The organism is Spongiibacter sp. (assembly GCF_984394615.1).
Genome location: NZ_CFHTQA010000033.1, coordinates 1 through 14,232, shown reverse-complemented (window position 1 = coordinate 14,232; position 14,232 = coordinate 1). Strand labels below are relative to the sequence as shown.

At 61.0% G+C, this 14,232-nt stretch carries 16 protein-coding genes; 1 reads left to right on the top strand and 15 read right to left on the bottom strand.

Features of this window, described 5'->3' with window-relative positions:
* Positions 1–8: 8 nt before the first annotated feature.
* The 13 genes from AC5DB9_RS12290 to AC5DB9_RS12230 form a co-directional block, all read right to left on the bottom strand.
* Entirely contained in the window at positions 9–1,250 is a 1,242-nt protein-coding gene (locus AC5DB9_RS12290; protein ID WP_272992303.1) for an efflux RND transporter periplasmic adaptor subunit, read from the bottom strand.
* 18 nt (positions 1,251–1,268) lie between these two features.
* A complete protein-coding gene (locus AC5DB9_RS12285) occupies positions 1,269–2,642 on the bottom strand; it encodes a TolC family protein (protein ID WP_491732056.1) in 1,374 nt (457 codons plus the stop codon).
* Positions 2,643–2,651: 9 nt separating this feature from the next.
* The gene (locus tag AC5DB9_RS12280; RefSeq protein ID WP_272992298.1) at positions 2,652–3,596 is read right to left on the bottom strand and encodes a M56 family metallopeptidase; all 945 of its coding nucleotides are present in this window, start codon (positions 3,594–3,596) and stop codon (positions 2,652–2,654) included.
* 5 nt (positions 3,597–3,601) lie between these two features.
* Positions 3,602–3,982: a BlaI/MecI/CopY family transcriptional regulator gene (locus AC5DB9_RS12275; protein ID WP_272992296.1), complete on the bottom strand. Its 381-nt coding sequence runs from the start codon at positions 3,980–3,982 to the stop codon at positions 3,602–3,604.
* 383 nt (positions 3,983–4,365) lie between these two features.
* The gene (locus tag AC5DB9_RS12270) at positions 4,366–6,315 is read right to left on the bottom strand and encodes a relaxase/mobilization nuclease and DUF3363 domain-containing protein (RefSeq protein ID WP_273009971.1); all 1,950 of its coding nucleotides are present in this window, start codon (positions 6,313–6,315) and stop codon (positions 4,366–4,368) included.
* Between the two features lie 409 nt (positions 6,316–6,724).
* Complete coding sequence (locus AC5DB9_RS12265) at positions 6,725–7,288, bottom strand: S26 family signal peptidase (protein WP_414711324.1); 564 nt, start codon at positions 7,286–7,288, stop codon at positions 6,725–6,727.
* Positions 7,285–7,818 carry a DUF2840 domain-containing protein gene (locus tag AC5DB9_RS12260; RefSeq protein ID WP_483151416.1) on the bottom strand — a complete coding sequence of 178 codons (534 nt, stop codon included), beginning with the start codon at positions 7,816–7,818 and terminating at the stop codon, positions 7,285–7,287. The genes AC5DB9_RS12265 and AC5DB9_RS12260 overlap by 4 nt, the downstream gene beginning before the upstream one ends.
* Positions 7,815–8,111 carry a chromosome partitioning protein ParB gene (locus tag AC5DB9_RS12255; protein ID WP_272992293.1) on the bottom strand — a complete coding sequence of 99 codons (297 nt, stop codon included), beginning with the start codon at positions 8,109–8,111 and terminating at the stop codon, positions 7,815–7,817. The genes AC5DB9_RS12260 and AC5DB9_RS12255 overlap by 4 nt, the downstream gene beginning before the upstream one ends.
* Positions 8,108–8,785: a ParA family partition ATPase gene (parA, locus tag AC5DB9_RS12250; protein ID WP_483151415.1), complete on the bottom strand. Its 678-nt coding sequence runs from the start codon at positions 8,783–8,785 to the stop codon at positions 8,108–8,110. The genes AC5DB9_RS12255 and parA overlap by 4 nt, the downstream gene beginning before the upstream one ends.
* 211 nt (positions 8,786–8,996) lie before the next feature.
* Positions 8,997–9,833 (bottom strand): replication initiator protein A, encoded by an 837-nt coding sequence (locus AC5DB9_RS12245; RefSeq protein ID WP_272992291.1) that lies wholly within the window; start codon positions 9,831–9,833, stop codon positions 8,997–8,999.
* Positions 9,834–9,847: 14 nt separating this feature from the next.
* A complete protein-coding gene (locus AC5DB9_RS12240; protein WP_272992289.1) occupies positions 9,848–10,141 on the bottom strand; it encodes a helix-turn-helix domain-containing protein in 294 nt (97 codons plus the stop codon).
* A gap of 118 nt (positions 10,142–10,259) precedes the next feature.
* Positions 10,260–10,991, bottom strand: coding sequence for a DNA -binding domain-containing protein (locus AC5DB9_RS12235; RefSeq protein WP_272992287.1), 732 nt, complete (start codon positions 10,989–10,991; stop codon positions 10,260–10,262).
* 366 nt (positions 10,992–11,357) lie between these two features.
* A complete protein-coding gene (locus AC5DB9_RS12230; protein WP_272992286.1) occupies positions 11,358–11,705 on the bottom strand; it encodes a DUF2958 domain-containing protein in 348 nt (115 codons plus the stop codon).
* A 447-nt stretch (positions 11,706–12,152) separates the two neighbouring features.
* On the opposite strand from AC5DB9_RS12230, the gene AC5DB9_RS12225 reads away from it, so the two are divergent.
* On the top strand, positions 12,153–12,443 hold the full coding sequence (locus tag AC5DB9_RS12225; RefSeq protein ID WP_272992285.1) for a helix-turn-helix domain-containing protein: 291 nt from the start codon (positions 12,153–12,155) through the stop codon (positions 12,441–12,443).
* A gap of 47 nt (positions 12,444–12,490) precedes the next feature.
* Here AC5DB9_RS12225 and AC5DB9_RS12220 read toward each other — a convergent pair whose 3' ends face one another.
* Positions 12,491–12,799: a DUF736 domain-containing protein gene (locus tag AC5DB9_RS12220; RefSeq protein WP_272992284.1), complete on the bottom strand. Its 309-nt coding sequence runs from the start codon at positions 12,797–12,799 to the stop codon at positions 12,491–12,493.
* Positions 12,800–13,655: 856 nt separating this feature from the next.
* Positions 13,656–14,162, bottom strand: a complete 507-nt coding sequence (locus AC5DB9_RS12215; protein ID WP_272992283.1) for a JAB domain-containing protein — start codon at positions 14,160–14,162, stop codon at positions 13,656–13,658.
* Positions 14,163–14,232: the final 70 nt, after the last annotated feature.

Genomic DNA, 14,232 nt, shown 5'->3' with positions numbered 1-14,232 from the left:
AGAACCTCTTAGTGATCGTGGGACGCGCCGGACTTGTCGATGTCGGCCTTGATGACGTAGCTGTTGCTGGTCACGTACTCAGTACCGGGCTCAAGCCCGCCCAGCACTTCGGCCCATTCGCCGGCTTGTGCACCGATTTCCAGCATACGAACTTCATAGGTTTCACCCACTTTGGCGTAGACCACCTGGAAATCGCGGAAGGCCTGGATGCCGTCACGTTTGACCGACAGCGGAACATCGTAGCGGGCAACCGTAATACGGCCGTGAACAAAAGCGCCTGGGCTGAATACACCCGCAGCGTTATCAATCGCTATCCGTACCGGAAAGCCCTGCCCCTCGATGATTTCTGCCCCGATGTAGCTAATGACACCTTCAGCCGGCTGTTCAACGCCGTCGACTTCCAGCACCACCGGGCTACCCATCCGTACTTTCGAGCGGTCCTGTGGAAATACATAAATTTCGGCAACTAGTTCTCGATTGTTGATCAGGCGCAGCAAGGTCTGTCCGTCAGTTTGCTCTCCGGCGCTGACATAACGGCCGGATACCACGCCGTCAATCGGTGCTTTAATGGTGTAGGCATTCAAGCCCTGGTTGCTCTCGATAGTGACCAGTGAATCGCCTTTCTCTACCTGGTTCCCAAGGTTGACATGAACCTTCTTAACGACACCGGCAAAGCGCGCCACAATGTCGCGAGTGCTTTCAACCGGATTGATCAACTCACCATAAGCGGTGACGGTCTGGTGAATGGTGCCCGGACCGGCTTTCACCGTTTCGATACCATTAGCCGCAGCGATGTCATCCTTGATATCCACCCGTCCCTCAAAATTGTCATAGGCCCATCGATAGGTTTTGCCCTGGTATTCGGCATTCAGTGCCACTGCAAAGGAATGGGGCTCGTAGATCGCCATGTCACCGCGCTGGTAGTCTTCCTGGCGGTAAAAGCCGATCTTGTCCTGCACGTCACCCAGGCGGTCGAGCACGACTCGAACCTTGACCTCATCGGGACTGAGGGGCTGGCCGTTCAGGGTGGCCCAGACCCGGAATTCCGGCGGCACGCCATCTTCAAAAATGGCCAGCTCAATGGCAAAGCCGTCCTGTCTCAGCATGCGGCCATTGTTCGGCCCCTTTTCCACTTCTTCATAAGCCGCCGCCTCTTGGTTTTCGACAGCATAGGCTGGCGCTGACAGCACAGTGCCTGTCACAATCAGAGATAGGGCCATGGCAAAACCGGGTTGAATTAATCGTTTCATTAAAATTTCTCCTCAGACTCAGATGGCCACACCGGCCAGGCGCTCGATTTCGACACGGTTCAGATGGGCCTTGAATTGCAGGTCCAATAGGGTGGCCTGGGCCACGAGCAGTTCCCGCTGTGCCGAGTTCCACTCTTCAAAGCTGTACTTGCCCAACTTGTAGGCCTTTTCCGCTTCCTTCAGCGCGCGCTCGATGCGCGGAATAATGTCCTGTTTTAGTGCCGCCTCAGAATCCTGATAGCGCTCGAACGAGCGCACATAGTTGGACAGTTGAGCCTCCATGCGGACGCGCATCGCCTCGGCGTTAGCCCTGGAGGCAGCCTGTTCGGCCGACAAGGCCATCACCTTGCCTTTGTTCCTGTCACGACTGCCCAACGGCACACTGAAACCTGCCACCACACCGTAGTCGTTAGTGGCTTCATGGCGGCGCACCCCGGCGTTGAAACGCCACAGTGCCTTAGCCTCAGCCCTGGCGACATCGATCTTCGACTGGGCCAGTCGCTCCTCACTCAAAAACAACTGGATATTGGGGTTCTGTGCCAGGCGCTCACGGATGGCAAACAAGTTCACGGGCTGCTCCGGCACATCCAAACTGCCCTTAACTGCGGCAAAGTCCGGCTGGAACTCGCCCCACTGGGCAGCCAGGTTCTGGATGGCGGAGTCGATTTCATAGCCGACATCATTGAGCACCAGTTTTTTCTCTGCCAAGTTAGCTTGTGCGCGATACAAATCTGCATGCGGCGCCGCACCAGCCTTCACCCGCTTGGCTACTTCGCTTTGCACACGTTCAAGCTGGGTAATAGCGTCAAGTTCCAGCTGTTTCTTTTTCTGGAAGAACAACGCGGCCAGATAGTAGCGGGCTGTTTCCGCCGCGATATCCAGGCGTTTGATTTCCTGTTGCGCGATAAAGGTATTTTTTTGGCTGCGAGCAGCGAGGGTCCGCTTATCCAACAACTCGCCCTCCAGCAGCCAGCTCAAGCTCAGGGTGGACTGAGCATTGTCGATGCCATTGAAATCACCAGAACCAAAGGCATCTTCGACCAAGAAGCTTAATTCCGGCCGCTCCCCGACACCCGCCTGCTGGATATAACCATCAGCGCTTTTAAGCAGCTCGCGATAACCGGGTAACTCCGGGTGTTGCAGCAGCGTTTTCGTGAGCGCGTCCTGCATGCTAATGGACGCCATGCGCTCGGTTTGCGCCTGCGCAGATACTGGGAGCCAAACTATCAACGCGCAGAGCATCGCACTGATTGATATCCTGCCCCCCATGCAAAACCGATCTGCAGTCGGTTTTATAAACGAAAAAAATGGTACTTGACGCACCGGCAATGCCACTTTATAAAACCGACCAATGATCGGTTTTATAAATGACAGAACAGTTGGCTTCTTCATAAGGTATTCCTAGTGAGTAAACAGAGTCTCGATGACGTGATGAACAGTATCCACGCTGAGCAAACACAATAAGGCGATGGCACTGAGCAGCGCCATCATCAACACTAAAGGTATGCTGCGGGCCGGTTGAGGCAGTATCAGGTACGTCACCCGCGCCTTGACCTCACTATCACCAAAGGCGCACGTCAGAGAAGCTGTATCCCCCCTTGCTCCGTAGGCCCGCATCAGTTTGGTCACTTTCAATAGTGTCATGGCCACATCGGCCCGATCCGTCCCTCCGGAAACCGCACATTCATCGGCACACTGCTCCATACACAATGACATCGCCTGGCGCATCGGCTGGGCAACACGCAAGAGAAAGAATGAAGATAGAAAGCTGAAGATAAGTTTTTTCAGGGAATCACGGCGATTAACGTGGGCTTGCTCATGATGCTGCACAATCTGGAGTTCGTGCTTCTCCAACTGATCAATCAAGCCGGTACTAATAAACACTTCCGGCACCAGGAAACCAGCCGAAAATGCCTGTGGCACTTGGCTCTCCAATAATTGTTCGTCATTCAGCGCCAGCTTCAGCAAGCCATAAGCCCTAAGGTGAGAGGCTGCACTGCGATAGGTTTTGACCGCAATGGCAACAAACATCAGTAACAGCAACAGGGAGGGATAAGCATGCCAGCTATAGAAATTAAACGCGTTGACATGATGCCAGTGCACTAACTGCCCGACCCAAGGCACATCAACCGAGAGTGACAAAAGGAAGAAGACGGATACCCCCAAAGCAAGTAGCCAAGGGGTAGACACCGCCACCCATAGCAACCGGCGCCGACCGCTTGCATCGATAGATTGCCAGGGAGTACGAAATAAGCCGGCAGCACTAACCGCTGCCACGCCAAAAAAGAAAGCGAGCGTCGCCGCAGCAAAAAAATTAAGAAACAGAGCCAGGCCACCAATGATCACGCTAGCTACTCCGAGCGGGCATTATTGCGTTGTTGTTCAATCAGAGCTTCCAGCTCTGACAGTTCATCATCGGAGAGGCTGGATGACATGGAGGTAAAGGCCGCGTGTAGGGCATTCTCGGTGGGCTTGAAGAAATCCTTAGTCACATCCGCAACCAGCTCGCCGATAAAAGCGTCTTTGCTCATGGCTTGGCGGTACACATAGGCATAGCCATGCTTTTCCCGCTTTAGCAGACCTTTTTTAAACAGACGATCCAAAGTACTCTGAATGGTATTCAGTGAGCCACCACGCCGAACCTCAAAGAAAGCATGCACTTGCTTTGCATCCGCTTCTTCATGGCTCCAGAAATACTGCAAAGCCGCTTTTTCGAGTTCCCCTAGATTCACAGAACAACCTTTACATTGACACTTGGATATGCGGACGATTATTGCCCACATAAAACCGATCGTCAATAGGTTTTTATAGAACTTATAATATTACTCGTCCAGCTTAAGGCTTAGATTAGAGCTCAAACGGCCACATCACTGGGTCGCGGAGACCCATCCCTTGAAGATTGAAACGACAGCAGTAGCGGAGAAGAGATGTTCACGTAGAACTACTTAGCCTGTGTAAGCAATTCTTCGCTGCTTCATTGACCATTGTTGAGAGGCAGGGCCAGTGAAACCTTTAAACCAGAACATTAAGTCGTTTCTCAATTTGTTCAAAATGGGAAACTCAACCAATCTACGGTACATTAAATAACTACGACAACCATAATGAAGCAGAGACATTAGCCAATACTGGCTCCGCGAGATCGACCCAATTCCCATCTGACACCATTGCCCCGCACCACGGCAGACAGGGAATGGCCCAGCCGTTGCTCGATGACCGGCTTCCACGGCACCAGGCTGAACCCCATGCCATCATCCAGCATGGCAAAGCGGCCGCTGGTGAGCACCAGGCTACGGCGGTAGATGCCGCTGACTTGATCGCCATCGGCGGGCTGTCGAAATTCCAGACCGGTTCCCGCCGTGATGCCTTCCGCCACTTTCGCCAGCTCCTTATTGCGTAGTGTTGCCAGCAGATTGCGGGCAAGTATGACGCGCCGACCTCGTTTCTCCGCCAGTCCCTCCTCCACCAAAAAATCGGCTCGCTGTTGCAGGGCCTTGCTAACCTCGGCACCAAAACCCTGACCGCCACCGATACCCTCGCCGCCTATCAGTTGCCGGTCCAACCACGTGGCGCCGACTGCCCGGGTTTGTTGTTCAATGGACAGGTGGGATTTCAGGGTCACGGTAATGCTACCAGTACGCTGCCGGTCATACTGGCGACCCTGCTCGGGCAGGTCAGCGGGTACCCGCCAGACATCCTCGCCCAGGCGCTCCACAATGCCAGCCCGGCGCAGGGCTTCCAGCCGACGACGATGGGTGGTCACAACATCCTCGGGTTCACGACCGTTCATAGTCTCACCTTGCTGAATCCGTCTGGCATCCAGACGGTACAGCCCCTCCTCGGCCAGTGCGGCAATATCGCGATCCACGGCGCGGGCTTTGCCCATACCCGTGGCTTCCACCACGGCACCTGTTGGGTATTCCGCCAGTTCCGCCCCGGCAGGCAACGCCAGGTAGTGGGCCTTGCCGTCGAGGCCATCGAGTACCAGGTAGCCACGGTCGTTCAGCTCATCAGCCAGCCCCTTGGCGGCAACGCGGCCGATGATGGGGCTGGCGCCTTCGCCCGGCTCGAAAACAGCCAGCTCCCGCTGCTGGCCACTCATGGCGCGCTGCATTGTGCGGATGATGTCGCCCCGCTCGCCCATGGCGCGCAAGGTCTGCTCCGCGCCGGGTTGAAGTTCCCAGGTGCCGGGCTGCTGTTCAGAGGCCAGCCCCAGGCGCTGCAGATGTTGCAAGCGGCCGATCAGCAATAGGCGCTGACGTTGCAGGCGTGGTTCAGAAAATTTGTTGATAGCAATCAAGCCTTTTTCAGCCTCGTGTTGCAGCGTGCGATCAAGACTGGTCCAGCGCTCCTGTTCCACCTCCCGTTGCAGGCTGCGCCGGATCTCCAGTTCGGTGCGCGGGCCCAGCCAATCGGTGGCGAGTTCGCAGGCGCGATGACGCATGCCATCGGCGATGTAATCGCGGGAGATAATCAAATCCCGCCCCTGGTCATCCCGGCCCCGCAATACGATATGGGTATGGGGGTTGTCGGTGTTCCAGTGATCCACCGCTACCCAATCTAGTGAGGTACCCAGATCCTGCTCCATGCCTTGCATCAGGTCACGGGTATAGCGGTGCAGGTCTTCCAGCTCCGCCGCATCCTCGGGGGAAACAATAAACCGAAACTGATGACGATCCTTGCGGCCACGCTGTTCGAACTCGGCCAGGTCGGCATCATCACTCAAAGCGCTGTAAGCCCTGCCCGGTTCACCATCCCGGCCCACGCCTTCGCGTTCAATATAACGGAGGTGAGTGATGGTGGAGCGCTTCCCGGCTTTGGAGAGGTTCACCAACCGGGTCTTGATGGTGACACGCCTGGCATTGGGCGCCAGGGACTGCCCGGCGAAGCGAGCCGCCACATGGCCACGACCCAGCCGCGCACCGGGACGATTACCACCCTTGCGCGATTTTGCCCCGGCCTTGTTGGCCTGCCTGATAACCGAGTTGATAAATGGCTGGCCGCGATTTTTCGGGGCACTGGGCCGGGGGCGGAAGCGCTCGCCCTCGTCGCTGCGGCGCCGGCTCATGAGGAACCTCCAGCGAGGTCCAGCAATTTGGAGCGCAAGTGACACGCCGCTAGCCCCGTGCGGACTCGGCATTGCCGCCTTTCACAGCACGCTACCGGCCCCCGGTGCGTGCCGCACCCACCCCACGTGCAGACCGGATTTTCGCGCACCTTGGTGCCGCAACCTTTTATCTTGCCCTGCATCTTTCCCCGGCCCAAAGGCCCGGGTCGGCGATGCCCCGGCGACCGGCAGGCTGGCCATGTCAGGTCGCCGGCGAGCGGCAACGTCACACAAGGTGACGAGCGCTCGGGGCAAGCCGTCTGCACGGAGGACTGCCGCATTCCGCGCGGTGAGAACGCACTGATGCAGCCGCGGCATGGACACAGGCAAAGCCTGGCGAACGACATCGTTCGCTGTAGATTCTTGGTACTCATGGCATTGATTCCAGGGTGAGCCGATGAGCAGTGCCCAGCAAGGCTTTGCGTCTGACCGGCCCAAAGTAACGGCTATCGAAGGACGCCGGGGTGGTGTTGCTGAGCAGGAACAGTTCGTCGTCGACCAGTGGGCGACACTGTTGCCAAACCGGCAGCGGTCGCCCCTGTGCATCGGCGGGCAGAATGGCGGCCACCTGCACGCCATCGATACGCACGTTGCCCCCGGAAATACACACGTGCTCCGGTGCCACCGCACCGACCCGTTTCAGCAGCGGCACCTGCAAAGGCAGGTAGCCGTGTTGATCGGCCAGTATTGCAACACTGGCTGGCAACCGGGTCAGGACAATACTGTCTACCGCGATGGCATCGGGCTGTGTAGCGGATATGTCATCCAGCGGCGTCACGCGATACCAACCCATCGGGACACTGTCTGAGGCGTTGTAGATCACGCGCGCCGTTGGCGGCGTGAATGCCACCCAGGCCAAGGCAAACAGACTGCCGGCCATCAGCAACAGGACCATAAAGCAGGCCCATAGGTGTAAGCGGATATGCCACCTCATTGTAATGCCCTCCCCACCAGCCAGGCCGCATGGCGCTCGGCGTCATAGGTGGGCAATGGCTGACGCGCGGCGAGACGGTTGTGCAACAGCCGCCAGTACGCCGGGGAGACATCGGCCGGGTCAATACGCTGTGCCTCGATGGCATCGATGCGGGCCAGCGTGGCCCTTACCTGCCGTTCGCCTTCGGCGTTCAGCAGGATGTGCGCACCGGGGCGCACACCCCGCACCCGTTGCATGGACTCTTCCGGTCGGCCACTTTGCAGCACCATCAATTGCCAGCGGGTGGTGCCGTAGTCGTTCGTTTCCCATCGGATGCGGCAAAACACCCGCGCCGGGGGAAACACCGCGCAACGTCGCCAACGGTCGACCTGGTAATCCCGAAGCGGGCAACCGAAGCGCAGGTAGAGGTTGATACGTTGCTCGATGTAGAGCAGCGAGATTCGGGTCAAGGGTGCGCCTTCGTCCGGCGCCGTGCAGGCCGGGGGCCGCATCAGCGGCAGGCTGTTGGGCGTAACCGGTTCGGATGTCATGCGCCTGTCTCCGGAATCTCAGCTTCCGAAACCTGGGGCTTCAAAACGTCGGGCTCAGGGAATTCGCGCTCCAACAAGGCACGCAGTAGTTCCGTCACCGTGGCGTTGCTGTTGAAGGCCGAGACCTTGATACGGGCACGCATGGCCGGGGTTACGTCCAGCGTTAACCGGGCGGTGTAGAGTTCGCCCTTTTGCACGGCGCCGGCATCGCCCTGGCGAATCCAGGCTTCGGCCTCGGGGTTGCTCGGTGGCCGGGCGCCAATCGCGACGCGTTTGCTCCGCTCGCGGTTCATGGGGCACCCCGCAGCAACTCGTCGGTCAGCTTACGGATTTCATGGGCGGCCGCACCGTCTGGCGCGCTCTCCCGCGCCAGACGCCCGGCGGCCACGCTGTCGGCGAAGACGATGCGCTGGCACACCTCGGATGCCAGCGCGGGGAATGCCTGGTCGTCCAGCGTTCCGCGGGCCTCCCGGCCGATAACGGTGCGCACCACGCGCCGATTAATGACAAAGGCAGCGGCCAGATTCGGCCGGAACACCTGCGCCTCGCGGACTAGGGCAATCATCTCACCACTGGCCCACAGGTCATAGGGGCTGGGCTGCACCGGGATCAGCACCTGTTGTGCCGCCATCAGCGCGGAGCGGGCGATGGCGGCAATGCGTGGCGGGCCGTCGATGACAATGTGATCGCAACGTCGGGCAAGTTCGGGGGCCTCCTGATGCAGGGTTTCCCGTGCCAGGCCCAGGGCGCTGAACAGGCGCGGCAGGCCCTGCTGGCTGCGCCGCTGTATCCAGTCCAGGGCCGAGCCCTGGGGGTCGGCATCCAGCAGGATGACTTGTTGACCGCGCAGGGCAAGTTCACCGGCAATGTGGGTGGCCAGGGTGGTCTTGCCCACGCCGCCCTTCTGGTTGAGCAGGGCAATGATCATGGCACTGCCCTCCCCGGATTCTTGTGCACTACTGGGCAATCAGTTCGACTTATCCACTGCCCCAAGGGGTTATGTATTGTTAAATCAATATATTGATTGTTAGGTATTACGTTAGGGGAAACTGCAAGCCGCACGTCCGTAGAGATAGCAACGAATGCGTACGCCTGAAAGCACGAGCGGGTTACGCCCGATAGCACGAGTTTCGGTACGCTCGATAGCACGAGCCCATTCACAGCTTGTCCCGCAATTATCAACGTGCCATGCGCGGCACGGGCCGGAATACCAGGGTTTCCGGCGCACCGGGGCGGCGCTCGATGGACAACACATAGCCCGGCAGCGACTGCCGCGCCACCAGGGCGCGCAGGTCGCAGGCGAAATCGCTGGGCCGGGCCAGGCTGCCCGATTTGCGGTGCAGGTAGGCAAAATCGAATCGCCACCCCTCGCGCTGGCGCCCGCCGTGCTTGCGCACCAGGCGGTAGAGCCAACGCTCGATACCGCCTGTGAGCTTGAAGTACGCCGGGTCGATGGTGAGCACCAGGGCCTCGTCCAGCACACCGGCGAAGAACCAGTCCGCCAGGATCAGTTCGATACCGAGCGGCCTGCCCTTGGCGTCCGCACACTCCTTCCACTCGTTGATCCAGGAAAACCGGTGCAGGCGCCGCCCCGTGGTCTCGCGGATGGAGGTTGCCACCGTGGTGGATTGCAGGCGATCCAGCGCCGCCTTGAGGCGCTGGTAATCGCGCCGGGAAGTGCCGCGCCCGATAAAGCGCAGGATCTCGTGGGGCGTGGCGCGCATCCGCCGCGACGGCCGGATGCCGGCGTCGCAGGCCTCGACGATTTGGCTGGCGGCCCAGATGAGGATGTCGGCATCCCAGATGGTGGCGATGCCGTGGGCGCGGGTGCCCTCCACCCGCACGGTAACCGGGCCGGAGCGAAAGTCGATGGGCGCGGTGCGCCGGGACTTGGCCAGCGAGAAGAACGGATAGGCCATCAGGTCCTGGGCGTCGCGCACCGCCATCTCCCCCGGCAGGGCGCGGAACAGGTCGAGCTGTGCCAGCCCCTTGCCCGGGTTCGCGACGTGGACCATGGGCCTGTGTGCGATCAGCGTTCATGGCGGCTGTCGCCGGCGTGACGTTCAACGTACTCGGGGTCGCAGGTGGCCTCGTAGCTGCGCTCGTCCGCCCAGACGTCCAGATCGTTGACCGCGTACATCACCCGGCGGCCGAACTTGCGAAAGCGCGGGCCACCGCCGATCACGCGCTGTTTCTCCAGCGTGCGCGGCGACAGACGCAGATACTCCGCCGCCTCGTCGTTGGTGAGGTAACGGGATGGTGGAACCGGTTGTTGCTGCGTGGCAGCGGGGGCGGCGGCAGGCCGCAGTGGCGAAGGTCTCATGACAGGTATCTCCATCGGTGTGGGTCGGCGGCCACCGGGTTATGGCCGGATGGAGACAGTCTGGGGAAATCGGAGCGGCCTGATCAGGGACGTTATGCGGCGGAGCCGGAACGTCCCCCTACACCGCGACGGGCAACAGCGTGCGGTAGCCACCCCGCATCAGGCCGCGACCGCGCCGCACCAAGCGGCGCACCCTGGCCCGCAGGGGGCTGTCGGCGTGCCATTCACGGGCGACAGTGCCGGCGCCGTAGAGGACACCCGCAATAGTGCGCAGGGACGCACCGGCCAACGTGCCATCCAGGGCCTGCAACGTGTGGAGTTCCAGCAGCTCGGTGGCCGTGGGACGGGCGCAGGCACGTGCAGTCGGCACCGAGCCGGCGATGAACTTGTCTGCCTCACGGGCGAGGTTGCGGCAATCCGGGACGCGCGCCGCGCAGACGTAGGCCATGCCGTTACACAGGCCGGGGGCGATAGCCAGGCGCAGACAACCGCCACCGCAGTGGCTGGCGCACAGCAACCGCCGGCCATCGTGCACCAGGCGCTTGCGCCCGGGCAGACACCAAAGGCCGAAGCCTTCAGCACCGGGTGGTGGGTCAAGATCGGGATGAAGCTGGATCACGCCCACGTGATCCGGGCACCACACCGGTTGCGCGTCCCGCGCATCCAGCGCCGGGTCTTCGAGCAGGCGCAGCCCCCAATGTGCCGACGCATCATCATGGCGACAGCGCGACCAGTCGCGCCGGTAGTCGGGGTGGCGGCGCAGGTACTCCCAGGCCAGCGCCGGCCCGTCGAGTTGCAGGACGTAGAGATAGGCGGCACCGGGGTGCCAGTGCTCGCCTGGCTCTGCCACGGCGCGGCTCCTCCCTGTCGGTAACGGGACACGTCGCGCTGGGTGTGGTTATTGCGTCGGGAGTGGCAGCGCTACCGGCGCACCTTTGTGGCTGGCAGGCAAGGCGATGGCTTGAAGTCCAACTCGCTCCCGGGCGTTGTGTGGCCTATCCGAATGCGACGGCCACACGAGCATTTTCCCGCGGGGCATTGGCTACCCTGCCCCACTTCGCTGCAAACATCCTGACTCTTTGCGTCTTGGCCGTGGCTTGTCATCGCGGCAATGGGAACTGTTGCGGCCTGGGTATTAAGCAAGACCGAAAAAGGCACAACCACCGGACTGCGACACGGTGAATGCCAGCCCGCGGTGGCGAGCTGGCGGAGCCGGTCAATCCAGGACCGACCCGTTGCCGCGGGCCAGCGCCGCGTACTCCGAGAGCGTGCGCTTGGGCATGAAGTACAGATCGCGCTCCACCGGCAGGCCCAGCGGCCCGCGGATTGTCGCCAGTTCGGACAGCCGCACACTGCCCAGTTCCGGCATACCCAGCCCCAGGTCGCACAAGCCGAAGGCGGTATCACCGTCGGCGGGATCGATCTCGGTCAGTAGCCAGGTGGCCTGGGCATCGGGCGTGAACAGCTTGACCACAGGCGGCGGGTCGATATCCCGCCCCTCGGCGTGGGCCTGGCCGTTGGCCAGCAGTTGTACGCGGTGTTGCTCGGTAATGAGTGTTGTCATGGTCGCTTCCTCTGATGGGTTCGCTCCACGGCGGAGCGAGGCGACACCAGGCGCGGACAAGCCCCTGGCCGTCATACCCCAACACGGTCCGGTGCGGGCCGGGGTTGACGGCAAGGGGCGAGCGCCAGACTCGCGCAGTATTTGCCGTGGAATGAACCGGGAAGGTGACCCTGACATCCACAAAACCGGAACTGCGTCGTTACGACAAGGCACGAATACGCAAACGGGGCTTTGCCCGAAAGCACGAAGCCGGATCTGTGGAATTCAGTAAAAGCGTATTGCCGGCAAAACACGAAACAACAAACGCGACTAAACGGTCTTCCACGTTGATGGCCCGGCATCGTCGAGTGGCTGCTGTCACAAAACCCCTTCCATCATAGGCCCAAATCACTTTATGAGTTATCTTTAACGTGGTTTTTATTATGCCGCGAGACGACGCTCTCATGTATGAAGAAGCGTCCAATCCAGCGCGGCCGACCCACCGGCGCGACCACATTTGAAGCCGAGCCGGCACGGGCTTTCGGCGAGGCCGTGCGCGCCCTGCGCACGGAACGGGGCGTGGCCCAGGAAACCCTGGCCCACCTGGCGGACGTGGAACGCTCCCACCTGGGGAAGGTCGAGCGCGGCGAGCACATGCCGACGCTGGCGCTGATCCTCAAGATTTCACGGGCGCTGGAATGCAGCGCCGCCGACCTGATGACGGATACCGAGCGGCGCCTGGCCGATCCCGACGCCTGACACAGGAACAGCCCCGCCACCGAGGGCGGGGCCGCATGCCGTGGCGATCAATCGCCCTTGTTCCGGGACCACAGCAGGTTGTGCTTGCCGTCCTCGCCCTCGATAAGGCGGGCGTAGATGGTGGCGGGGAAGGAAGGATCGTCGAGGGTCACCGACAGGTAGGGTCGCTCCGCCTGGCTGACTTTCTGCCAGGCCGCGCCGACCTCCAGGCCGTTGGCCGCCTGCAGACGATAGTCCGGGGCGTTCTCGCTGCCCTTGTCGTTGGGAACGAACTTGAGCTTGACGTTGAGGGCCAGGGTGCGCAGGGTGCCGGTGAAGCCGTCTTTTTCCACGGTGAAGGTACCGATGTTGGCCATGGTGTGTACTCCTTTCGGGTTGCAAGGTCGCGCCCATCGCGTCCTTGTTGTGATCCGGTCGGCGGGGGTCGGGCGGGCCACACCGAGTAGCGGCCGAAACAGCGTGGAGGACCGGGAGGCGCAAAGAATGTGCTGCGCGAGGAAGGCGCGTAGCGCCAGGGACATTGTTTACGCCGGATGGTTGTGGTCATAAAGCCCGAGGCGCAGCCGCACCTTCGCCAGGATTCACAACCAAGCAAGGACGCAACGGGCCGAGCTAATCCGATGGGAGTGCCGGCCAAACGGTACGCCGCTGGATTGACGCCGGTACTGTGATACCCGAACCTGCTTCGCAAGGCGTCCCCGGGCAGATAGGGAACGCTCGCCCGGCTGCTGGTGCCGGCACAGGCTGAGTGAGCCGAAATCCAGCCAGGCGGAGTGCCCCGACCGAGAGCCTCGCCCTTTCACCGCACCTGCCGCCACTATCGTGGACAGTTGAACGCCAGGCAACCGGTCCCGGCCAAGTACGGCCTGTCACGGCATGCGGTTGTCCCAGCATGAGCATGCAAAGCCGAGTCGAATCGAGACCACCGGATTCCCAGATTCGGAGCCCATCTGTTTTGTATCATCCAAACCGGCCGTAACATCGGCCCATCCTGAGTCGTCCGTGTCGCCACCGTCTTTCCCGAGTTCATCGCCCGCGACTACAGGTAGCGCGCAGACCGGGGTTGTCAGGGGAACAGCTTCGTTTGCGCACTTTCCCTGTAATCGTAAGAGCGAAGCGCCTTGACCGCCCCGGACGGCAAGCGAAGGTCGCAGCAAGGCGATGGACACGGGAAACGGCTGTCGCAGCAAAAAAGGGGCCGAAGCCCCTGTGCTACAACAGCCCCCGCTCGGCGAATGACGTTGTCTGGTCACCGCCGACGATGACGTGATCCAGCGTGCGCACATCCACCAGCGCAAGCGCCTCAGTGAGCCGCTGGGTTATCCGTCGATCCGCCTGGCTCGGCTCGGGGTTCCCGCTCGGATGATTGTGCGAAAAAATCACTGCCGCACAATTGACCTGCAGGGCCATCTTCACCACCTCCCGCGGGTAGACCGCCGCGCCGTCGATAGTGCCGCGAAACAGCTCCGCGTACTCGATCAGGCGGTGCTGCGAGTCCAGGAACAGGCACGCGAACACCTCGTGCTCGTAACCCGCCAGCTTGGCACAGAGGAACTCCTTGACGAGGGCCGGTGACGTGAACGAGGCACCACGCTGGATCTTCTGGTCGATCACCTGGCGCGCAGCCGTCAGGATCTGGTCGGCCGAAGCCGGAAGGTAGCGCCCCTGGTCGTCACGAACCAGCAACGAGGAATCGGAAATGAGAGAGAATTGAGTCATGATCGTGCTCCGGTAGCTCGGGCGGAATTGCCCGGAACCGGCGCCAGCACGGCGCAGCGCAAGCCGTCAG